This is a genomic window from Alterluteimonas muca (assembly GCF_021191595.1).
Classification (GTDB): Bacteria; Pseudomonadota; Gammaproteobacteria; order Xanthomonadales; family Xanthomonadaceae; genus Luteimonas; species Luteimonas muca.
Genome location: NZ_JAIWPS010000003.1, coordinates 24,081 through 45,928, shown reverse-complemented (window position 1 = coordinate 45,928; position 21,848 = coordinate 24,081). Strand labels below are relative to the sequence as shown.

Genomic DNA, 21,848 nt, shown 5'->3' with positions numbered 1-21,848 from the left:
CCATGAAACTCACCGCCACCCAGCACGCCGTTCTCGCGCTCATCGCCGAGCGCATCGAGGCCGAAGGCATGCCGCCCTCGCAGACCGAGATCGCCCGCGCGCTGGGTTTCAGCAGCGTGCGCGCGGCGCAGTACCACCTCGAAGCACTGGAAGCCGCCGGCGCGATCGAGCGCGTGCGCGGCCGAGCCCGTGGGATCCGCCTGCTGGTGCAGGCGCCGGCGCCGCGCCAGGACAGCCTCGACCTCGCCGGTGACCTCGCATCCCAGGCGCTGCGGTTGCCGGTGCTCGGGCAGGTGGCGGCCGGCCTGCCGATCGGCGCAGGTGCACCCGACGTGCTTGCCGCGGCCGAGGATCACGTGGTCCTCGACCGCGTGCTGTTCTCGCCGGCGCCCGACTACCTGTTGAAGGTGAAAGGCGACTCGATGCGCGACGAGGGCATCTTCGATGGCGACCTCATTGGCGTGCACCGCACGCCGCAGGCGCGCTCCGGCGAGATTGTGGTGGCGCGCATCGATGACGAGATCACCGTCAAGCTGCTGCGCATCGGCAAGGACCGCATCCGCCTGCTGCCGCGCAATCCCGATTTCGCGCCGATCGAAGTGCAGCCCGGGCAGGACTTCGCGATCGAGGGCCTGTACTGCGGCCTGGTCCGGCCCAACCGCTGATGCGAAGCGAGTTGCACCTTTTCCGCTCGATTCACGGGGCGTTTCCTGACAGTCGCGGTCGCCGCCGGCCGATCGCGGTGCCCGGGCCAGCAGCCGACGATGCAGGGCAGGCGGACGTGGTCGCAGCCTGTGCGACCGCCGCCACCTAGGCTGCGTCCCGACAGATCCTCTTCAACAGTTCCTCTTCAACAGATTTCCCACTTTCCGGAGACCACGATGGACGAGAACAAGAAGCGCGCGCTCGCCGCCGCGCTGGGCCAGATCGAAAAGCAGTTCGGCAAGGGCTCGGTGATGCGTATGGGGGACCGGGTGGTCGAGGCCGCGGAGGTCATCGGCACCGGTTCGCTGATGCTCGACATCGCGCTGGGCATCGGCGGCCTGCCCAAGGGCCGCGTGGTCGAGATCTACGGCCCGGAATCCTCGGGCAAGACCACGCTGACGCTGCAGGCGATCGCCGAGTGCCAGAAGAACGGCGGTACCGCGGCCTTCATCGACGCCGAGCATGCGCTCGACCCGATCTACGCCGCCAAGCTCGGCGTGAACGTCGACGACCTGCTGCTCAGCCAGCCCGACACCGGTGAGCAGGCGCTGGAGATCGCCGACATGCTGGTGCGCTCGGCCGCGGTGGACATCGTGGTGGTCGACTCGGTCGCCGCACTGACCCCCAAGGCGGAGATCGAGGGCGAGATGGGCGACCAGCTCCCCGGCCTGCAGGCGCGCCTGATGAGCCAGGCGCTGCGCAAGCTCACCGGCAACATCAAGCGCTCCAACACCCTGGTGGTGTTCATCAACCAGCTGCGACACAAGATCGGGATCATGATGCCGGGCCAGAGCCCGGAGACCACCACCGGCGGCAATGCGCTGAAGTTCTACGCCTCCGTGCGCCTGGACATCCGCCGCATCGGCGCGATCAAGAAGGGCGACGAGATCATCGGCAACCAGACCAAGATCAAGGTCGTCAAGAACAAGATGGCGCCGCCCTTCAAGCAGGTCATCACCGAGATCCTGTACGGCGAGGGCATCAGCCGCGAGGGCGAGCTGATCGACATGGGCGTGGATGCCAAGATCGTCGACAAGGCCGGTGCCTGGTACAGCTACGACGGCGAGCGCATTGGCCAGGGCAAGGAGAACGCGCGCCAGTACCTGAAGGAGAACCCCACGGTCGCGGTGCGTCTGGAAACCGCGCTGCGTGCACAGTTCGTGCCGGCGGAGATTCCGCGCAAGGAAGCCGAAGACGCCGCGGAGGACGACTGACGACGCTGACGATTCCGCACGCACGACGATGGGCGCGGTTGTCGCTGACGCCGATGCCGCCGCGCCGAAGCGCCGGCGGACGAAGCGTTGACCATGGGGCGGCCACGCCGCCCGCCGGCGACGCCTGCTGAAGACGCCGGGTCCGCGGACCCGGTGCTGCCGGCGCAGGGCCCCGATGCAGTGTCAACGGACGATGCATCGGCACGGAAGAAGTCCCGCCCGCGCAGGGAGCAGACACCGGCGCAGCGTGCACTGGCATTGCTGGTACGTCGCGAGCACTCGCGTCGTGAGCTGGAGCGCAAGCTCACGGCCCGCGGGGTCGAGCGCGATGACGCCAGGGCGGCGGTGGACCGGATGGCCGAGGCGGGCTGGCAGGACGACGGACGTTTTGCCGCGTTGCTGGCGCGTTCGCGGGCGGTCTCCGGATACGGGCCGCTGCGCATCCGCGTCGAACTCGAAAGCCACGGCCTGGGTGCCGAGGTGATCGACGATGCCTTCCGCGCGCTGGCCGAGGCCGGCGATGACGGCTGGCTGGAACAGGCCTGCGACCAGGTCCGGCGCCGGTTCCCGGTCGCCGCCGACGAGGACACCGAGGCCATGTGGAAGCGGCGTCGCAAGGCGGCCGATTTCCTGGTCCGCCGCGGTTTCGACATGGACACCGTGCGCCGCGCCAGCGCGTTCGAGCTCGAGGATTAATGAGCGTCGGCCTGCTCCTGGTGTCGCGCGAACGGGTCATGGCAGCGGGGCTGCCGTTGCGCGATTTCCTTGCTCCACACATCCGGGTGCGCCGGGCGTTCGACAGGGATTGCGTTGACCCAGGCACGGGCAGACCGGAGCCAGGTCGTGTACCGGAACTGACCTGTGGCCCGCTGCCGGCAGGCGCGGGCATGCGCACGCCTGCATCGGTGCCTGTCGCCCTGTTAACCTTCCCGGCCCCGGGTTGTCTGTTCCTCGTCGTGGCCGCATGCGTTGTGGCTGGCGCCGGATGGGTGCCCGTCCACGCCGCAGCCCGCACGCATGAAGACCACAGCCGATATCCGTTCCGACTTCCTCGAATTCTTCCTGGGCAAGGGCCACACCATCGTGCCCTCCGCCCCGCTGGTGCCGGGCAACGACCCGACCCTGCTGTTCACCAACTCCGGCATGGTCCAGTTCAAGGACGTGTTCCTGGGTGCCGAGAAGCGCAGCTACGTGCGCGCGGCAGACGTGCAGCGCTGCCTGCGCGCCGGCGGCAAGCACAACGACCTCGACCAGGTCGGCTACACCGCGCGCCACCACACCTTCTTCGAGATGCTGGGCAACTGGTCGTTCGGCGACTACTTCAAGAAGGACGCGATCGCGTGGGCGTGGGAACTGCTGACCGAAGTCTGGAAGCTCGCACCGGAACGCCTGCTGGCGACGGTCTACCACACCGACGACGAGGCCTACGCCATCTGGCGCGACGTGATCGGCCTGCCCGAGGACCGCATCATCCGCATCGGCGACAACAAGGGTGCGCCGTTCGCGTCCGACAACTTCTGGCAGATGGCCGACACCGGCCCCTGCGGCCCGTGCACGGAGATCTTCTACGACCACGGCGCGCATATCGCCGGTGGGCCGCCGGGTTCGCCCGACGAGGACGGCGACCGTTTCATCGAGATCTGGAACCTGGTGTTCATGCAGTTCGACCGTCAGCCCGACGGCACCCTGCTGCCGCTGCCGGCGCCGTGCGTGGACACCGGCATGGGCCTGGAACGCCTGGCGGCGATCCTGCAGGGCGTGCACAGCAACTACGAGATCGATGTCTTCGATGCGCTGATCCGCAAGGCATCCGAACTCACCGGCACCGCTGACCTCTCCAACAAGTCGCTGCGCGTCATCGCCGACCACATCCGCGCCTGCAGTTTCCTGATCGTCGACGGCGTGCTGCCATCCAACGAAGGCCGTGGCTACGTGCTGCGGCGGATCATCCGCCGCGCGTTGCGCCATGGCTGGATGCTCGGCGTGCGCCAGCCGTTCTTCTCGGCGATGGTGGCCACGCTCGACGGGCTGATGGGCGACGCCTATCCGGAGCTGCGCGCGCAGCGCAACCTGGTCGAGCGCAGCCTGCGTGCCGAGGAGGAACGCTTCGCCGAGACCCTCGATGCCGGCATGCGCATCTTCGACGACGTCGCCGCGCGCAGCAGCGGCACCATTCCGGGCGAGGATGCATTCCGCCTGTACGACACCTACGGCTTCCCGCTCGACCTCACCGCCGACATCGCCCGCGAGCGCGGCCTGCAGGTCGACACCGCAGGCTTCGACGCGGCGATGGAGAAGCAGCGCGAGACCGCACGCGCCGCCGGCAAGTTCGGTTCCGGGACAGGGCTGCCCGCCGACCTCGTCGCGCAGATCCTGCCGACGACCTTCCTCGGCTACCAGCAGCTCGAGGCCGAAGGCCTGGAAGTCGTTGCGCTGCTGCGCGACGGCCGCCCGGTCGAGCGCATCGAAGCAGGCGAGGACGCGGTGGTGATCCTCGACCGCACGCCGTTCTATGCCGAGTCCGGCGGCCAGGTGGGTGATACCGGGGCGCTGGAAGGCGAGGGCGGGCTGCGCTTCGAGGTCACCGACACGCGCAAGTTCGCGGGGCAGTTCCATGGCCATATCGGCCGTCTTGCAAGCGGTGCGCTTGAACGCGGCCAGCGCCTGGGCGGTCGGGTGGATGCGGCACGTCGCGGCACGATCATCCTCAACCACAGCGCGACCCACCTGCTGCATGGTGCGCTGCGCGACCAGCTGGGGACGCATGTCGCGCAGAAGGGTTCGCTGGTGGCGCCCGATCGCCTGCGCTTCGATTTCTCGCATTTCGAAGCGCTCACTGCGGACCAGCTGATCGCGATCGAGCGCGAGGTCAACGCCCAGGTGCGTGGCGACCACGCGGTGACCATCCGCGAGATGGACATGCAGGAAGCGCTGGACGCCGGCGCGATCGCGCTGTTCGGCGAGAAGTACGGCGAACGCGTGCGGGTGGTGACGATGGGCGAATCCGTCGAACTCTGCGGCGGCACGCACGTGGCGCGCACCGGCGAGATCGGCCTGTTCAAGCTGGTGTCCGAAGGTGGCGTGTCGGCCGGCGTGCGTCGCGTCGAGGCACTCACCGGCCAGGCCGCGCTCGAGCACGTGGCGGCCGAACAGCGGCAGCTGCAACAGGTGGCAGGCCTGCTCGGCACCACCACCGCCGAGGTGGCCGACAAGCTGAAGAGCGTGCTCGACCGGCAGAAGAAGCTCGAACGCGAGCTCGAATCGCTGAAGGCGAAAGCCGCCAGCGGCGCGACCGCCGACCTTGCCGGTGCCGCGGTCGACGTGGGCGGCATCAGCGTCCTCGCTGCACGCATCGAAGGCCTCGATGCGCGCGCGCTGCGCGATGCGATGGACCGCCTCAAGCAGCAGCTCGGCGATGCCGTGGTGGTGCTTGCCGGTGCCAGTGGCGGCAAGGCCGCGCTGGTGGCAGGCGTGAGCGGCGCCGCGGCCGGCCGCATCAAGGCGGGCGAACTGCTCGCGCACGTGGCCAGCCAGGCCGGTGGCAAGGGCGGCGGCCGTCCGGATCTCGCCCAAGGCGGCGGCGACGATGGCCCGGGTCTTGCAACGGCGCTCGCGGGCGTGGCGGCGTGGGTGTCGTCGCGCCTGCAATAAGCGCAGGCGTGACTTCCGACCTACTTATCCTTCAGCCAGCGGCCGGTATCATGTCGGATTGTCGTAACCAAATTGCAAGTGCGAGGTCGGGCTGGATCGCCCGGATCGCCGCTGGCAGGAAAGCCTGCCAGTCCATGGAGAAGTACTCATGTTGATTCTGACCCGGCGTGTCGGCGAAACCCTGATGATCGGCGACTCCGTCACCGTGACCGTGCTCGGTGTGAAGGGGAACCAGGTGCGCATCGGCATCACTGCACCGAAGGACGTCGCCGTGCATCGCGAAGAGATCTACCAGCGCATCCGCCGTGGCGAAGGCGCCGAGGGCATGGAAGGCGACACGGACGAAAATTGAGTTTGCCGCGTCCGGGCCGAACCGGTATCCTTCACCGCCCGGGTCGCACGGCCAACGTGCCGGCCCGGTGAACGGAGAGTTGCCCGAGAGGCCGAAGGGGCTCCCCTGCTAAGGGAGTATGGGGTCAAAAGCTCCATCGAGGGTTCGAATCCCTCACTCTCCGCCATTTCCACAGCACTCGTGCAAGGGAAATGTGTTCCGCCCGATCCTGTGCATCCGTGCATCGGGTCGGCTGGAAAAACCGCTCATCCGGGCTGTTTTTCCGCAGCGTGGAACGAGCGTCATGACGATGAAATCGATGCGATGAATGCATTGACGACATCGGACACGGCGGTCATAATTCCGCGCCTCACGCGCCCGTAGCTCAGCTGGATAGAGCACCAGGCTACGAACTTGGGGGTCGGAGGTTCGAATCCTTCCGGGCGCGCCATATCGAAGAAGCCACCCTCACGGGTGGCTTCTTTTTTTGTGCCTGCATGCTGGCCGATGGCTGCGGCGGACATCCTCCGCTCACGCAGGCATGGGGTGCGCGCGCTATCGTCGACGCATGCACGCTCTCGTACCCGCACCATCCGGCGCGATGTCGCCACAGGACCTCGCCACCCTGGCCGGGGCACGCGCACTGCTCGAAAGCCCCGGTATCGCCGCGCAGCTGGCCAACCTGGTGGGTGCGCCGGTGGAATATCTGCTGGCGTACAGGCTTCCGCGCGGTGCCAGCCGTGCCATCAACACCGCCGTGCGCCTTGCGTTGCGGCAGTCGTTGCGCGTGGCCACCGCCACCCTGGGCAATGGTGGACAGGTGCGCCCCACCCACGAGCGCCTGCATACGGCCGCGGTGGCTGCCACCGGTGCGGCCGGAGGTGCGTTCGGGCTGGTCGGCCTGGTGGCGGAGTTGCCGCTCACCACCACGCTGATCCTGCGCTCGGTGGCGGAGATCGCACGCAGCGAGGGCGAACGGCTCGACGATCCGGAGACGATGCTCGCCTGCTATGAAGTGCTGACGATGGGCGGGAGCAGTTCCGCCGATGATGGCGCGGAGTCGGGTTACTTCGCCGCGCGTGCGGTGCTCGCGCAGCAGGTGGTGGCGGCGACCGAGTACGTGGCGGCGCACGGGCTGGTCAGCAGCGGCGCACCGGCACTGGTGCAGCTGATGAGTACGGTGGCGTCGGGATTCTCGGTCCGGATCAGCCACAAGCTGGCGGCGCAGAGCGTGCCGGTGATCGGCGCGGCCACCGGGGCGACTCTCAATACACTGTTCATGCGCCACTTCCAGCGCGCGGCACACGGGCATTTCAGCGTGCGCCGCCTGGAGCGCAAGTACGGGCCGGAGATGGTGCGCCAGGCCTACGGGCAGCTGGCGGGGGCCGATGGCCGCGGACACCGCACGGTTGCGTCCACGCCATAGCAGCGGCAGCAGGTGCCTGCGATGCGTACCGGGCGGGTGCGCAGCGTCGATGCAGTCATGGACGCCAGGGTCGGGACGACCCGTCTTGCGTGCGCGAGTCGTCCGGCCCCGGCTGCCGCTTGATCCGAGGCCACCGGGCCTTGCCATCGCGTGCTTGCTGTCGAGCATCCGGCGCGGCGCCGCGTACGGGCGTGTCGTTCGCGGCCGGCAGCTCACACGTGGCGTCAGTCGTCGAAATGCCCGAATGGGCCGGCCAGCACCGCCGCCACCGCTGCGGGCGTGCGCATCCAGGCGAAATGGTCCGCACGGGTGCCAAGCATTTCGGCGTCGAGGGTCGTGACCTGCGCGCGGTGGCCGCTGCCGAGCTTGTCGAGCAGGAAGCGCAGCGACGGCTCGGGGCCCAGCCAGTCCTGCGCCATCACCACCGCGGTGGCGTCCACGTCCACGTCGCGAAGTCGGGCTTCCAGATCGGTTTCGAGCCCGGCGGCCGCGTAGCGTCCGCTCAGCCCGGTGCGTGCCCAGTCGGCGATGAGGCCGCGCGCCTCGTTGCCACCGAAGCCGATGGCGCGACCCGGCAGTGCGCCACGGCGCGCCGCAAGCCATGGCAGGAAACGGTAGACCAGCGGCAACACGTACCGTCGCGGCGCCGGAAAGGCGCGCCACCAGGGTGCGCCGCTGGCCACCAGCCACAGGCGGGATGCCGGCATTGGCGCGATCGCCAGACGGCAGCACGCCAGCTGCCCGCCCAGACTGTGGCCGCCGACGATGCGCGGCCGCCCCGGGAGCGCGGCGTCGACCACGGCTTCGGCGGCCGGCAGGTCGGTGCACAGCAGGGTGCGGTAGTTCCAGTCGCAGCCGCGGGTCGCGCGCACGCTGCTGCTGCCATGGCCGCGCCATTCGTGCAGGAACACCGCGACACCGCGCGCGGCCAGCGCTTCGGCAAACGGCAGGTAGTGGCGCGCCGCCACCCCGAGCGCCGGCAGCCACAGCAGGCTCGCGCGCGGCGAATCGGGCACGCAGGCCAGCAGTTCGCTGCGATGGCCATCTTCGGCGTGGACCGCGAGCGCGTGCACCTCGAACGCCGCTGGGGTCATGCCAGGCCGGCGCCGAAATGGTCGAGCACGCGCACGTCGCCACGGCCGGGCCGGTAGCCCCCGCGCAGCGCACGATGCACGTAGTCGGTGGCCGCTTCGGCCGATTCGGCCATTGCCATGCCAGTGCTCAGCCGCGCGGCGACCGCCGATGCCAGCGTGCAACCGGTGCCGTGGGCACTCTCGGCCAGGCGCGGATGGCGCAGCACGCGCACGCCGTTGGCATCGGCGTACAGGTCGATGACGTCGTCCGCGGCGTCCTCGATATGGCCACCCTTGAGCAGCACCGCGCGCGCGCCGAGCGCCAGCAGTTCGGCTGCGGCCGCATGCATGGCCTCGCGCGATGCGATGGCATGTCCCAGAAGCAACTCGGCTTCGGGCAGGTTGGGGGTGACCAGGGTCGAGAGGGGAATCAGCCGGGTGCGCAGTGCGTCCAGCGCGTCGGATTCGAGGAGACGTGCGCCGGAGGTCGCCACCATCACCGGATCGAGCACGATGTGTGCCGGTGCATGTGCATCCAGCGCATCGGCGACGGCATGGATGAGGCCCGGGTGGGCGAGCATGCCCAGCTTGACCGCGCCGATGTCGAAGTCGTCGAAGCAGGCATCGATCTGCGCGCGCAGGAACTCCGGTGGCGGCGCGTGCACCGCGGTCACCGCGCGGGTGTGCTGGGCGGTCAGCGCCGCGATCGCCGACAGGCCATGCACGCCGTGCGCGGCAAAGGTCTTGAGGTCGGCCTGGATGCCGGCGCCGCCGCCGGAATCGGAACCGGCGATGGTGAGTGCGGAAACGATCGATGGGGTCTGCATGGGGCGCATTCTACGATCCGGCGTCCGTCACCGGCCCGGCCGCGCGCGCCGATGCCAGCAGGGCACGTGCAACCGCGATCGCCTCGGCGTAGTCGTCGGCGAAGCGGACATCGCCGGCACTCCGCTCGAAGCCCATGTCGGCCAGGATCCGTCGCGGCTGGGGCTGCAGGCCGGAAATCACCAGCGCGATGTCCTGCCGACGGCAGCGTGCGGCAAGGTTCTCCAGCGCATGCACGCCACTGGCATCGATGATCGGCACCAGCCGCATGCGCAGGATGAACACCCGCGGGGTGTCGGGCAGGCGGTCGAGCAGGGTGTCGACGCGGTTGCTGGCCCCGAAGAACAGCGGACCGTTGATGCGGAACGCTTCCACGCCCGGCGGCAACAGCGTGCGCTGTCCCTCGTCCTCGTCCTCCGGGGCGCCGGGCCCGACGTCCACCGATTGCGCCATGCGGTGCATGAAGACGAAGGCGGCCGCCACCACGCCGGCCTGGATCGCCAAGGTGAGGTCGACCAGCACGGTCACCGCGAAAGTGAGCAGCAGGACCACGCGATCGCCCCATGGCGCCGACAGGGTGTGGGGGAACTGCTGCACCTCGCTCATGTTCCAGGCCACCACCAGGAGCACGGCGGCGAGCGCCGCCAGCGGCACGTACGACATCAGCGGCGACAGCGCCAGCATGAACACCAGCAGGAACCCTGCATGCAGGATCCCCGACACTGGCGAGCGTGCGCCGGCGCGGATATTGGTGGCCGTGCGTGCAAGCGCACCGGTCGCCGGCAGCCCGCCGAACAGCGCCGAGCCGACATTGGCCACGCCCTGCGCGACCAGCTCGCCGTTCGAACGGTGGCGGCCGCCGGTCATGCCATCGGCGACCACGGCCGACAGCAGCGATTCCACGCCGGCCAGGAAGGCGATGGTGAACGCGCTCGGCAGCAATTCGAAGGTGCGCTCGAGCGGGATATGCGGGATCGCGAAGTCCGGCAGCGACGAGGGCAGGGCACCGAAGCGCGTACCCACGGTTTCCGCCGGCAGGGCCAACGCGAGCGCGACCATCGTGCAGGTGAGCAGCGCGAACAGGAACCCTGGCCAGCGCGGCCGCCAGCGCCGCAGCGCGATGATCACTGCAAGGCCGATCGCCGTCAGCGCCACTGCCGCCGGCTGCGTGGTCGCAAGGTGCTGCGCGTAGGCGGTCCAGCGTTCGACGAAGCCGGCCGGCACTTCGCCCATCCGCAGGCCCAGTGCATCCTTGACCTGGCTTGAGAAGATGCTCACTGCGATGCCGGCGGTGAAGCCGGTGATCACCGGCTGCGGCATGTAGCGCATCAGCGCGCCCAGCCGCAGCAGCCCCGCGGCGATCAGCATCAGGCCGGCCAGCAGCGTGCACAGGATCAGCCCGCCATAGCCGAAGCGCTCGATCACCACGAACACCACCGGGATGAACGCCGCGGTCGGCCCGCCGATCTGCACCCGCGAACCGCCGAGCGCCGAGATCAGGAAGCCGGCAACGATCGCCGTGTGCAGGCCCTTGTCCGGCGTCGTGCCCGAGGCGATCGCCAGCGCCATCGCCAGTGGCAGCGCGACGATGGCGACGGTGAGGCCAGCCACCGCATCGGCACGCAGGTCGCCCCAGCCGTAGCCTCCGCGCAGCACGGTCCACAGCTTGGGCTCGAACTCGCGCCGCCACGCCGGGGGCCGCGGGGCGCTCATCGACGGCTCCGCGATGGACAGGGCGCCGCGCGCATGGCGCGTTCGGGGGAACTGGTCATCACGCTGGTATCGGTGCTGGCGGGGATGCAGTCAAGCACCGGCCCGGCAGCCATGACCCGTAGCCGCCGGCACTCAGCCCTGCGGTTGGACCAGCTCCAGCACCCGTTCCGGCGGTCGCCCGATTACCGCCCGGTCGCGGTGGACAAGGATCGGCCGCTCGATCAGCTTCGGGTACGCGACCATCGCAGCGACGGCGCGCGCGTCATCCAGGGCCGGGTCGCCCAGGCCGAGCGCGGCGTATTCCTCCTCGCCGGCGCGCAGCAGGGCGCGTGCGGGGATTCCCAGTGCAGTGACCACGGCACGCAGCGTGGCGGCGTCCGGGGGTGTGTCGAGGTAATGCACCACGCGCGGTGCGATACCGCGCGTCTGCAGCAGATCGAGCGCCGCGCGTGATTTCGAACAGCGCGGGTTGTGGTAGAGCACATACTCGCTCATCGCGGCCTCCAGGATGATGTGGGCCAAGGTACCCGGGCGCACGCGGAGATCTTCAAGGGGCGATCGCGGGGTCGTCGCCTGGGGCGGGCATTGCACCGCTGCGCCGCGCCACGATGGCGGTGGCGGTGACCTGCGCGGTGGTGTTGCCGACGGTGGAGAACACGTCCGGGATCGTATCGACCGCCAGCAGCACGCCCAGCGGTTCCACCGGCAGGCCCATCGCCTGGGTGACCGGCATGTTGTTGGTCATGAAACTCACCTGGCCGGGCAGGCCCACCGCGCCCATGCTGATCACCAGGCTCAAGCCCACCGCAGTCGCCAGTTGTGTCGCGGTGAGGTCGACGCCGTACATCCAGGCGATGAAACAGGCCACGCCGATGTACTGCACCGGGCTGGTGATGCGGAACAGCGATACCGCCATCGGCAGCACCAGCGACGTGACCGCAAGCGGATAGCCCAGGCGCTGGCGTGCGGAATCGATCATTACCGGCAGTGAGGCCAACGAGGACTGGGTGCTGGCGGCGATCGCCTGCACCGGCACCAGCGCGCTCGCGAACCGTCGCAGCTTCTCGCCGGCCACCAGCACCGCCACCGCGTACAGCGCGATGGTCACGCTGATGTAGAGCAGGCACTGCACGGCGATATAGGTGCCCAGCGCGCCAAGTACGCTCAGGCCCACGCGTGCGCACACCGCAAGCACGAGTGCGAACACGCCGACCGGCGCCGCCCACAACACCCAGTGCACGATGACGATCATGGCGTCGCCCACGGTGCGCACCAGCTCCAGCATGCGCGCACGGCGGTCGGCCTCGAGCCGGGTCAGCGCGAAGCCGAAGAACATCGCGAACACCACCAGCGGCAGCATCGCGCTTGCCGCAGCGGCTGCCAGCGCATTGTTGGGGATCACCGCCGACAGCCACTCGCCCAGCGGCGGCGGCGTGGACAGCGTGGCCGGGCCCGCGATCGCGGCGCGGAAGGTTTCCGCCATGGTGTCGGCGCGCGGCATCAGCGACAGCAGCGTGGGCGCGGCGACCGCCGCGAAGCTGCCGGATGCCACCAGCAGGACCGCGAACACGATCATCGCCATGCGCGCGGTGCGCCCGGAGGCTGCGGCATCGCTTGCGGAGTTGATGCCGACCACCACCAGCGCCACCACCAGCGGCACCACGGTCATCTGCAGGGCGTTGAGCCACAGCCGGCCGATCGGCTGCACCGCATCGGCCACCTGTACGGCGGTTGCCGGATCGCGTGCCGCCAGGCCGAGGCCGACGGCGGCACCCGCCAGCAGGCCGATCAGTACCCGTGCCGGGGCCGACAGGCGGAACCGACGGCGGGGCGGCGTGTCGTGCGTGGTCATGCGTCGGGAAATCCCGGAGGCGGGGGCGGCTGGGGAATGCGCAACGCGCCGGAGACCGCAGGCGTCACGGTGCGGCCGCCGGCAGGTCCCAGGCTTCGCGCAGGCGGGCGTGTTCGTGGGCCGGCAGCAGCACGAATACCGGGCGCAGCTGCGGATCCAGCCAGTCCAGCAGCTCGTGCATGCGCCCTTCGCCCATCGCGGTGCAGCCGGCGGTGGGCACCTCGGGGGCATCCCACAGGTGCGCGAAGATGCAGCTGCCACCGCCGGGTTGCGCATCGGCGTTGTGCTCGATCACGAAGCCGAGCTTGTAGCGCTGGTCGCCGTTGGCATGCAGGTCGCGACGCATCGGCTCGGTGGAGCCGGTGACCGCGTCCTCGCCAACGTCGCGGCTATCGACGATGCGGTTGTAGTGCGGCGAGGCCGGCACGTCGACACACCAGTGCGAGGCCTGCATCGGCCGGTAGTCGAGGGCGGTGCGCAGCTGCCCGGGATAGCCGAACGCGATGCCGATGGCGAACGCACCGGCCGGTGCGCGGCCATCGCCTTCCTGTTTGATCTTGCCGGGCTGCTGCGGATGCAGGCCGCGGCCCCAGGCCGAACCGTTGCGGCCCACGGTGACGTCGGCAGCGCGGTCGACCTCGCGCCAGCCACCGTCGGCCAGCCGTTCGTAGCTGCGCAGCGTGCCCGTAGTCGCGTTCCAGTCGGGCGTCACCACCAGCACCAGCTGGTTGGCGACGGTCAGTGGCGCGGGATCTTCCTCGGCCACCCGTCCGCCGCAGGCCGACAGCACGGCGCAACCGAAGGCGAGCAGGGGCAGCAGCAGCTGTTGGCGGATCATCGGCATGTGGACGGCACCGGTCAGGATTCGAGCAACTGTCGCATCCGCGCGGTGCCGCGGTCGAGCAGCGGCATGCGCTCGTCCCCGTCCGCGCACAGCAGCAGGAACAGCAGGTCCAGCAGGTGCTGCAGGGCCGCCTGGTAGAGCAGGGGCTCCACATGGGCGCGGTCGTCATGGGCCGATACCAGCAGCGCCTGGTCGGCCAGCGTGCGCAGCGGGTTGGCGGTGTGCCGGGTGATGCTGACCACGCGGCCGGCACGTTCGCGGAAGATGCGCCCGAGTTCGCACAGCGCACTGCGGCGGCCGTGCTCGGACAGCACCACCAGCACGTCCTCGCGACGCACCCGCGACAGCCCGATCGGCATCAGCGCCGGATCCGACAGGTACACCGCGAGCACCCCGGCCTGCACCAGCCGCAGCGCGAACGCGCGCGCACCGACACTGTCCTCGCCCAGCCCGATCACGTAGACGGTGTGTGCGGTGCGCAGCGTGGCGGCGATCGCATCCAGCGTTTCCGGCGAATTGAGCGATCGCGTTTCCTGCTCCGCCGCCGACTTCGCCTGCCACAGCGCCTCGGCCAGTGCGGCGTGGCGCCCGGCCGGCGGCGCCGCCGAGGGCACTTCCGACGAACCGTTGCCATCCCCGCGGGCGACATCCTCGCCGACCGCGAACTTGAGGTCCGGCCAGCCCTTGTAGCCGAGCTTCTGGCTGAACTTCACCACGCTCGACTGGCTGATCTCCAGCGCGTTGGCCAACTGCAGCGAGGAGTAGTCGCGCAGCAGGTGGGCGTTGTCGAGCACGAAGTCGCCGATGCGTCGCTCGATCGCGGACATCTGGTCACGCTCGGAGCGGATCTTCAGCAGCGCCGACATCGCGCTCAGGCGGCCAGGGGTTGCAGGCCGCGGATTTCGCGGATGCCCAGCCCCGGCGCATCGCCGATCGAGATTTCCGATTCGTTGAACGTGACCCCGCCATCGACCGGGTCGTACTGCGCAAGCGACGGGCCGTCGAGGTCGACCTTGCGGATGATGTCGGCCTTGGCGACCGCCACGTGCACCGCTGCGGCCACGCTGATGCTGGATTCGATCATGCAGCCGATCATGCACTCCACCCCGTGCAGGGCGGCGATGTCGGCGACGCGGATCGCATTGGAGATGCCGCCGGTCTTCATCAGCTTGATGTTGACGATGTCGGCCGCGCGCATGCGCAGCAGGTCGATGACCTCCGCCGGCCCGAATACGCTCTCGTCGGCCATGATCGGCGTGTGCACGCGTTCGGTGACATAGCGCATGCCCTCGATGTCGCGGGCGCGCACCGGCTGCTCGACCAGTTCGAGTTCGACGCCGGCATCCTCGAGGTTGCGGATCGCCCACACCGCCTGCTTGGCGCTCCACCCCTGGTTGGCATCCAGGCGCAGGCGGGCGCGGCCTTCGACCGCGGCGTAGATCGCCTTGACCCGCTCGATGTCGACGCCGATCTCCTTGCCGACCTTGATCTTGAGCGATTCGAAGCCGCGGTCGATCGCCGCCAGCGAGTCGGCGACCATCTTGTCGATGTAGTCGACGCTGATGGTGATGTCGGTGGTGATCACCGGGTCGCCACCGCCGAGCATGCGGTACAGCGGCGCGTCGTAGAGCTGCGCCCACAGGTCGTAGACGGCGATTTCCACCGCCGCCTTGGCGCTGGTGTTGCGCTCGGCGCTGGTGTGGATCAGCTGCAGGATGCGGTTGAGGTCGGCGACCTCCATGCCGATGATGCGCGGCGCGATCACCTGCTCGACCGCGGCGATGATCGAGCCGCGTGTCTCGCCGGTGATGACCGCGGTGGGCGCGGCCTCGCCATGGCCGATATGGCCGGTGTCGGTATGCAGCCGCACCACCACGTCCTCGACCGCGTCGATGGTGCGCAGTGCGGTCTTGAACGGGGTTTTCAGCGGCACGCGCAGCAGGCCGAGCTCGATCCTTTCGATCTTCATTGGGTCTCTTCGGAGGTCAGCGGATGCGCACGATGCTGGTGATGCGGTCGATGGTGTCGGTATCGCGGCCCGACATCATCGGTTCGAGCGCGGTCACCACCACGCCCGACAGCGACATGCGTACGTATCCGCCATCGGCGCCGCGATAGCCGGTACCCGAGGTGTCGTGGATGACGTAGGTCATGCCGTCGTCGCGGCCGATCATCATCATCACGTGGCCAGGGATGTAGATCAGGTCGCCGACCTGCATGTCGGCCACCGCCGCCAGCCGCTCGTCGCGGGTGGATTCAGCGGTCAGCACGGTCTTGGCCAGCGCCGGGCTCACCGCCTGGTCGCGGGTGTTGCGCGGCAGCTGCACGCCCATGCTGCGATAGATCTCGGACACGAAGCCGCTGCAGTCGCGGGCGTTGAACGAATGCCCCCAGCCGTAACGCTCGCCCAGGAACCTGAAGCCCTGGCGGATCAGGTTGGCCGGCGTCAGCGGCAGCGGCTCGGCCGAGACCTCTGCCGTACGCGGCAGCAGCGCCGGCACGAACTCCAGGCTGCCGTTGGCGCGCCGCGCCGGCAGTTCGATGACGTGGCCGAACGCAGGGTGCTGGCCATGGACCTGGTCCTGTGCCGGCCAGTCCTCCAGCAGCGGCACGCGCACGCCCATGTCGAGCTGCAACTCGGAGATGTCCGGGCGCACCGGATTGAATACCGTGCGCGCGGTGGCGCCGGTCACCAGCAGCGACGGCGTGCGGGTGCGGTAGGCGGCCATCTGCTCGCGGGTGCCGGTGGCAAGGCGCGAGGTCTCCATCCACGCGAGGTAGCGGTCGCTCGCCACGAACGACCAGCTGCCGTCCGCGGTCGTGTGCAGCACCGCCAGCGCATCGCCCGGGAACAGCCCGCTTTCCTGCAGGCGGTCGATGTCGATATCGCCGGCAGTGGAGAAGATGCGCCGCGTGGTCGGGAAGGCGCGCAGGTCGGCGCGCTCCACCGCGAGTCCGAAGCGTGGCTGCACCCGGGGCGGGATGGCATCGAGCGCCATTTCGCGTTCGAGCGTGTCGAAGAAAGCCGGTTCAACCGGAGCGCCCTGGACGTCGAAGCGTTGGGCAGTGGGGCGCTCGGACAGCGCCTCGATCCATGCGCGAAGCTGCGCCCCGTCGAGTTCGCCGGGGAACGCGGCCATGTCGCGCACGCTCTCGTCCTCGGCCAACAGGCGGGCGTTCTGCGCCTGGATGGCGTCGGGGTCGAGATACGCACGATGGGCATGCGCTCCGGCCTGCTGCACCCAGTATTCCGGGTCCAGGTGGCGGTCCTCCACGCCGACGATGCCGTGCGCGGGAGTCGGCACGGAAGGTGTCGGGGGCGACGGAGCGCGGGCGTGCGCCAGCGCGCCGGTGACCAGCAGCAGTGCGATACACAGCGCGCGCGCCGGCAACGGAATGGTCGGCCGAAGGCTCATGGGCATTTCCCCGGCGTGCCCGGTGCACGCCCTGTCCGGAAGTTATGGAATAGATTCTTCCCGATATCAAGGCCAACAGAATAAATTATTGACCGGTTGTGACGCCCATGCTACATACCGCCTCACAGGGGATAGGTCCGGCAAGGGGGCAGCATGCTGCAGGTCAGGGTACGCCTGGGAGTTCCGGTTCTGGTGGTGGTCACGGGCATCCTGTGCCTGTTGTCGCTGGCCGGCCATGCGCAGGATGACCTCCCGCCGCCGGCAGCTCCCGAGGTCCATGCACTGGTGGAGCGTGGTGATTTCGCTGCCGCCGAGGCCCGTATCGCCGCACTGCTGGCGACGGACGGGTTGTTGCCGGAAGAGCGCCGCGGCCTCGAGTTCCAGCGCGAACGCATGCGCCGCATCCGCCTGGATTTCAGCCTCGACACCGCGGCCGCGCGCGAATCCATCCGCCGCCAGGTGCCCGATCTCGCGGACGCCGAATTCGCGGAGTGGACCGCCGGCGGCAAACTCGAATCGATGCGGATCGATGGCGAGACCCGTTACTTCAACCGTTCGGTCTCCAACATGTTCCGGCTGCACCCGGATATCGCCGCGCGGCGCGCACCACCCGCGCGGACGTTCGGTTCCGGCCCGTACGCACGCCCGCATCCACACCATCGCGACGTCATCGGGGCCGCGCACGCGTCGGGCAGCACCAGCGTGGCGCCGCGCCGCGTGCGCGTCACCCAGTCGCTGACGGTGAAGCCGGACGCGGTGCCAGCAGGCGAGACCATCCGCGCCTGGATCCCGTATCCGCGCGAGATCGACGGACAGCAGGACGACCTGCGGCTGGTCGCGAGCGTGCCGACGTCGCACCACATCGCCCCGCCCGACACCCTGCAGCGCACCGTGTACATGGAACAGGAGGCGGTCGCCGGCGAACCCACGCGCTTCTCGGTGAGCTACGACCTCAGCGTGCACGCGCGGCATGTCCACATCGACCCGGAGCGCGTGCAGCGCATCGACGCCGCCGCCCACCCCGAACTTGCGGCGCACGTGGCCGAGCGCGCGCCGCATATCGTGTTCTCGCCTGAGATGCGCGCGTTCTCCGAGCGCGTGGTCGGCGACGAGACCAATCCCTACCGGATCGCGCAGAAGCTGTTCGCGGCGGTCGACGACATCCCCTGGGGGGTTGCGCGCGAGTACTCGACCATCGGCAACCTCGGCGAACACGCACTGCACGCCGGTCACGCCGACTGCGGCCAGGTGACCCTGCTGCTGATGACCCTGCTGCGCATGAACGGCATTCCCGCGCGCTGGCAGTCGGGCTGGGTGTATTCCGAGGACCACGAAGGCCACGACACCATGCACGACTGGGGCTGGCTGTATCTCGCGCCCTACGGCTGGGTGCCGATGGACGTGACCACCGGCCTGCTGGCGACGGACGACGAGGACCTGCGCTGGTTCTATCTCGGTGGACTGGACGCCTACCGCATCGCGTTCAACGACGATTTCGGCCGGCCGTTCGTGCCGGCCAAGACCCATTTCCGTTCCGAGACCGTCGACTCGCAGCGCGGCGAGGCGGAGTGGCGCGGCGGCAACCTGTACTTCGATCAATGGGACTACGCATTCGACTGGCAGATGCTGCCCGCCGTCGAGTGACATCCGGAATGGATTCAACACAACGACTATCACGCTGGGGAGAAAGTGGCATGGGGAGCAAGACGATTCGCAAGGCGGCCCTGTATCTGGCGCTGGGCGCCTGCCTGGGCGCGATGGCGCCCTCGGTGATGGCGCAGCAGGTCACTGGTGCGGTCGCCGGCCGTGCCACGGCGGGCGACCAGATCAGCGTGACCCACCGCGCCACCGGCCTGACCCGGACAGCCACGGTCTCGGCCGACGGCAGCTACCGTCTCGGCCAGCTTCCGGTGGGTGATTACCAGTTGCAGACCCTGCGCGACGGCCGGCCAGTGGGCGAGCCGGTCACCGTCAACGTCGCGCTCGGCGGCACCACCACGGTGAACCTGGGTTCCGGCGGCGGGGTGGCCAACCTTGCCGCGGTGCAGGTCGTGGGATCACGCGTGGTCAACCGCGTGGACGTGCGCTCGACCGAGACCGCCACCACCGTCAACCGCGAGGAGATCGCGCGGCTTCCGGTAGCGCAGAGCCTGAGTTCGGTGGCGATGCTTGCGCCCGGCGTCATCAGCGGCAACTCCAGCCTGGGCGGCATGTCCTTCGGCGGCTCGTCGATCGCCGAGAACTCGGTTTTCATCAACGGCCTCAACGTCACCGACTTCTACCGTCGCCAGAGCTTCTCCACCGCGCCATTCGCATTCTTCCGCGAGTTCCAGGTCAAGACCGGTGGCTATTCGGTGGAGTTCGGCCGCAGCACCGGTGGTGTCATCAACGCGGTCACACGCTCCGGTACCAACGAGCTCGAAGGCGGCGTTGAAGTGACCTTCCAGCCCGACGCATGGCGCGCCGACTTCCAGGACCGCTACTACGACGACGGCACCATCAACACCCGCGGCAGCCGCGACCGCCAGAGCTTCACCAAGGCCAACGTGTGGGCGTCCGGCCCGCTGATCCGCGACCGCCTGTTCCTGTTCGCGATGTACGAGCAGCGCGACAACGAGTCGCGCTACACCAACTCGACCGGTTCCACCTGGACCAACAGCGGCGCGGATGACGGGTTCTGGGGCGCCAAGATGGACTGGAACATCAACGACGACCATTCGCTCGAACTGCTGGCGTTCTCGGACGAGAGCGAAACCGGCTACGACAATTTCGGCTACAACTGGGACACCAACGAACGCGGTGCCCTGTCCGGCGAGCGCACGGTGGAAACCGGCGGCAAGAGCGGTTCGGTCACCTACACCGGCCATTTCGGCGAGAACTTCACCGCCAAGGCCATGTACGGCATCAACCGCAGCCAGAGCTACTCGCGCTCACCCGCGGACACGCCCTGCGACTGGGTCACCTACAACACCGCGTCGTACGGCGCCGCCTACCGTGCGATGGGCTCGCCGGTGCTGGGCTGCCACCCCGGCGCATCGGTGGTCTCCCACGAGGACGAGCGCGAGGTCGGCCGGCTGGATTTCGAGTGGGCACTGGGTGACCACCTGCTGCGTTTCGGCGTCGACCACGAGCTGATGACCACCGACCGCGTCACCGCATACCCGGGCAGCGGCGTGCAGTACACCGCCTATGGACGCACCAGCGCCACCCAGGTGCTCGACAACGGCGTGCCGCTGCCGCCGGGCGTCAATGCGTTCCTGATGGGGCGCGAGCGCGCCGATGGCGGCGTGTTCGACATCACCGCCACCGCGTATTACCTCGAGGACATCTGGAACATCACGCCGAACCTGCTGATCAACCTCGGCGTGCGCGTTGACAACTTCAACAACAAGACCGCTACAGGCGACAGCTTCATCGAGCTCGACAACCTCGTGTCGCCGCGCTTCGGCTTCTCCTGGGATACCCGTGGCGACGGCACCACCAAGCTGTTCGGCAACCTCGGCCGCTACTACATGCCGGTCACCAGCATCATCAGCTACAACTTCGCCGGCGGCTTGCTCGACGAGCGCCGGTTCTATCCGCTGGAGGGCTGGCGCCAGGAGACCAATCCGGTGACCGGCGCGACGTACATGGCGCCGATCATGGGCGCGCAGATCGGCCCGGTGGATGACCAGTTCAACATCAGCGTGCGTGACTACCGCCAGAGCGTGGACCAGGACATCGACGCGGTGTACCAGGACGAGGCCATCCTCGGCTTCCAGTCGATGATCAACCAGGCCTGGTCGTGGGGCGTCAATGCCACCTACCGGCGCATGCCCAACGCGATGGACGACGTGCGCATCAACGCACTGTGCGGGCAGCGCCACGGCACGTTGTGGCCGATCGCCAACCCCGGCGACGAGCTCACCCTGTGGGGCACCACCGAGATGGGCTGCGCGCAGGATGGCTGGGTCACCATCGACACCTCGAAGGAGGGCTATATCACCGTCGGCAGCAACCGGATCATCGGTTACGCCGATCCGAAGCGCACCTACAAGGCGCTCGAGTTCCAGATCGATCGCGCCTGGGACGACAAGTGGGCCTTCAACGCGTCGTACCTGTGGTCGAAGTCGGAGGGCAACCACGAGGGCCCGGTGAACTCCGACACCAACTACGGTGACACCGGCATGGTCCAGCACTGGGACCATCCTGCCAACAACGACCGTTACGGCTATCTCTTCAACGACCGCCGCCACCAGCTCAAGCTGCGCGGCAGCTACAGGTTCAACGAGATGTGGTCGGTGGGCGGTACCTTCACCGCGCTGTCGGGCGGCCCGATCACCGCGTTCGGCGTGACCTGGCCGGACGAGAACTTCGCCGTCGCCGGCTACACCAGCGAAGGCAGTGGCGGCGGCACCGGCTGGCTGTGCGTGCAGAACTGTGCCGGCGCCTGGGACCAGCGCGTCTACGAGTTCTCGCCGCGTGGCGCATTCGGACGCATGCCGTGGATCTTCGACGTCGGCGCCAGCGTGACCTGGACGCTGCCGGTCGAGGGCATCGACCTGCGCGCGCGCTTCTCGGTGTTCAACCTGCTCAACCACCAGCGCGAGGTCAACGTGCGTGGTCGCTACGAGGGCAACCCGGGCGTGGTGCGTCCGTACTTCGGCACTGCGACCGGCTGGCAGGCACCGCGTTCGGCGCAGCTGGTCGTGACCTGGAACTTCTGACCGCCGGATGTACCCGGTCCGCCTCCGCGGCGGACCGGTCAACCGCGGCGCAGCCGTGCTGCGCCTCCACTGCGGGGGTCCGCGGAACATCG

Annotated in this window: 17 protein-coding genes and 2 tRNA genes; 10 read left to right on the top strand and 9 right to left on the bottom strand. The window is 68.9% G+C overall.

What is annotated here, in order from left to right:
• Positions 1 to 2 precede the first annotated feature (2 nt).
• The 8 genes from lexA (at position 3) to LDO11_RS05830 (ending at position 7,327) form a co-directional block, all read left to right on the top strand.
• A complete protein-coding gene (gene lexA / locus LDO11_RS05865) occupies positions 3 to 665 on the top strand; it encodes a transcriptional repressor LexA (RefSeq protein ID WP_232140721.1) in 663 nt (220 codons plus the stop codon).
• A gap of 216 nt (positions 666 to 881) precedes the next feature.
• Positions 882 to 1,919 carry a recombinase RecA gene (gene recA, locus LDO11_RS05860; protein WP_129135480.1) on the top strand — a complete coding sequence of 346 codons (1,038 nt, stop codon included), beginning with the start codon at positions 882 to 884 and terminating at the stop codon, positions 1,917 to 1,919.
• Between the two features lie 180 nt (positions 1,920 to 2,099).
• A complete protein-coding gene (locus LDO11_RS05855) occupies positions 2,100 to 2,615 on the top strand; it encodes a regulatory protein RecX (RefSeq protein WP_232140720.1) in 516 nt (171 codons plus the stop codon).
• A gap of 321 nt (positions 2,616 to 2,936) precedes the next feature.
• Complete coding sequence (gene alaS, locus LDO11_RS05850; RefSeq protein ID WP_232140719.1) at positions 2,937 to 5,570, top strand: alanine--tRNA ligase; 2,634 nt, start codon at positions 2,937 to 2,939, stop codon at positions 5,568 to 5,570.
• A gap of 148 nt (positions 5,571 to 5,718) precedes the next feature.
• Positions 5,719 to 5,922: a carbon storage regulator CsrA gene (csrA, locus tag LDO11_RS05845; RefSeq protein WP_100322859.1), complete on the top strand. Its 204-nt coding sequence runs from the start codon at positions 5,719 to 5,721 to the stop codon at positions 5,920 to 5,922.
• 73 nt (positions 5,923 to 5,995) lie between these two features.
• A tRNA-Ser gene (locus LDO11_RS05840) sits at positions 5,996 to 6,088 on the top strand.
• Between the two features lie 187 nt (positions 6,089 to 6,275).
• Positions 6,276 to 6,352: transfer RNA gene (locus LDO11_RS05835), tRNA-Arg, on the top strand.
• A 117-nt stretch (positions 6,353 to 6,469) separates the two neighbouring features.
• Positions 6,470 to 7,327 (top strand): EcsC family protein, encoded by an 858-nt coding sequence (locus tag LDO11_RS05830; protein ID WP_232140718.1) that lies wholly within the window; start codon positions 6,470 to 6,472, stop codon positions 7,325 to 7,327.
• Between the two features lie 224 nt (positions 7,328 to 7,551).
• On the opposite strand, the gene LDO11_RS05825 is transcribed toward LDO11_RS05830, so the two are convergent.
• From LDO11_RS05825 to LDO11_RS05785, 9 genes are all read right to left on the bottom strand, one after another.
• On the bottom strand, positions 7,552 to 8,421 hold the full coding sequence (locus LDO11_RS05825) for an alpha/beta hydrolase family protein (protein ID WP_232140717.1): 870 nt from the start codon (positions 8,419 to 8,421) through the stop codon (positions 7,552 to 7,554).
• A complete protein-coding gene (gene thiD, locus LDO11_RS05820) occupies positions 8,418 to 9,227 on the bottom strand; it encodes a bifunctional hydroxymethylpyrimidine kinase/phosphomethylpyrimidine kinase (RefSeq protein WP_232140716.1) in 810 nt (269 codons plus the stop codon). The genes LDO11_RS05825 and thiD overlap by 4 nt, the downstream gene beginning before the upstream one ends.
• Positions 9,228 to 9,237: 10 nt before the next feature.
• Positions 9,238 to 10,938, bottom strand: a complete 1,701-nt coding sequence (locus tag LDO11_RS05815) for a SulP family inorganic anion transporter (RefSeq protein ID WP_232140715.1) — start codon at positions 10,936 to 10,938, stop codon at positions 9,238 to 9,240.
• Between the two features lie 132 nt (positions 10,939 to 11,070).
• Positions 11,071 to 11,433, bottom strand: coding sequence for an arsenate reductase (glutaredoxin) (gene arsC / locus LDO11_RS05810; protein ID WP_232140714.1), 363 nt, complete (start codon positions 11,431 to 11,433; stop codon positions 11,071 to 11,073).
• 52 nt (positions 11,434 to 11,485) lie between these two features.
• Positions 11,486 to 12,790 carry a dicarboxylate/amino acid:cation symporter gene (locus LDO11_RS05805; protein WP_232140713.1) on the bottom strand — a complete coding sequence of 435 codons (1,305 nt, stop codon included), beginning with the start codon at positions 12,788 to 12,790 and terminating at the stop codon, positions 11,486 to 11,488.
• Positions 12,791 to 12,854: 64 nt separating this feature from the next.
• Positions 12,855 to 13,634: a L,D-transpeptidase family protein gene (locus LDO11_RS05800; protein WP_232140712.1), complete on the bottom strand. Its 780-nt coding sequence runs from the start codon at positions 13,632 to 13,634 to the stop codon at positions 12,855 to 12,857.
• Positions 13,635 to 13,648: 14 nt separating this feature from the next.
• Positions 13,649 to 14,500: a MurR/RpiR family transcriptional regulator gene (locus tag LDO11_RS05795; RefSeq protein WP_232140711.1), complete on the bottom strand. Its 852-nt coding sequence runs from the start codon at positions 14,498 to 14,500 to the stop codon at positions 13,649 to 13,651.
• Positions 14,501 to 14,505: 5 nt separating this feature from the next.
• On the bottom strand, positions 14,506 to 15,603 hold the full coding sequence (locus LDO11_RS05790; protein ID WP_232140710.1) for a dipeptide epimerase: 1,098 nt from the start codon (positions 15,601 to 15,603) through the stop codon (positions 14,506 to 14,508).
• Positions 15,604 to 15,619: 16 nt separating this feature from the next.
• The gene (locus tag LDO11_RS05785) at positions 15,620 to 17,050 is read right to left on the bottom strand and encodes an SH3 domain-containing protein (protein WP_232140709.1); all 1,431 of its coding nucleotides are present in this window, start codon (positions 17,048 to 17,050) and stop codon (positions 15,620 to 15,622) included.
• A gap of 153 nt (positions 17,051 to 17,203) precedes the next feature.
• Between LDO11_RS05785 and LDO11_RS05780 the strand changes: the two genes are divergently transcribed.
• Both LDO11_RS05780 and LDO11_RS05775 read left to right on the top strand, forming a co-directional pair.
• Complete coding sequence (locus LDO11_RS05780) at positions 17,204 to 18,694, top strand: transglutaminase-like domain-containing protein (RefSeq protein WP_232140708.1); 1,491 nt, start codon at positions 17,204 to 17,206, stop codon at positions 18,692 to 18,694.
• Between the two features lie 50 nt (positions 18,695 to 18,744).
• Positions 18,745 to 21,756, top strand: coding sequence for a TonB-dependent receptor (locus LDO11_RS05775; RefSeq protein WP_232140707.1), 3,012 nt, complete (start codon positions 18,745 to 18,747; stop codon positions 21,754 to 21,756).
• The last annotated feature ends 92 nt before the right edge of the window (positions 21,757 to 21,848 follow it).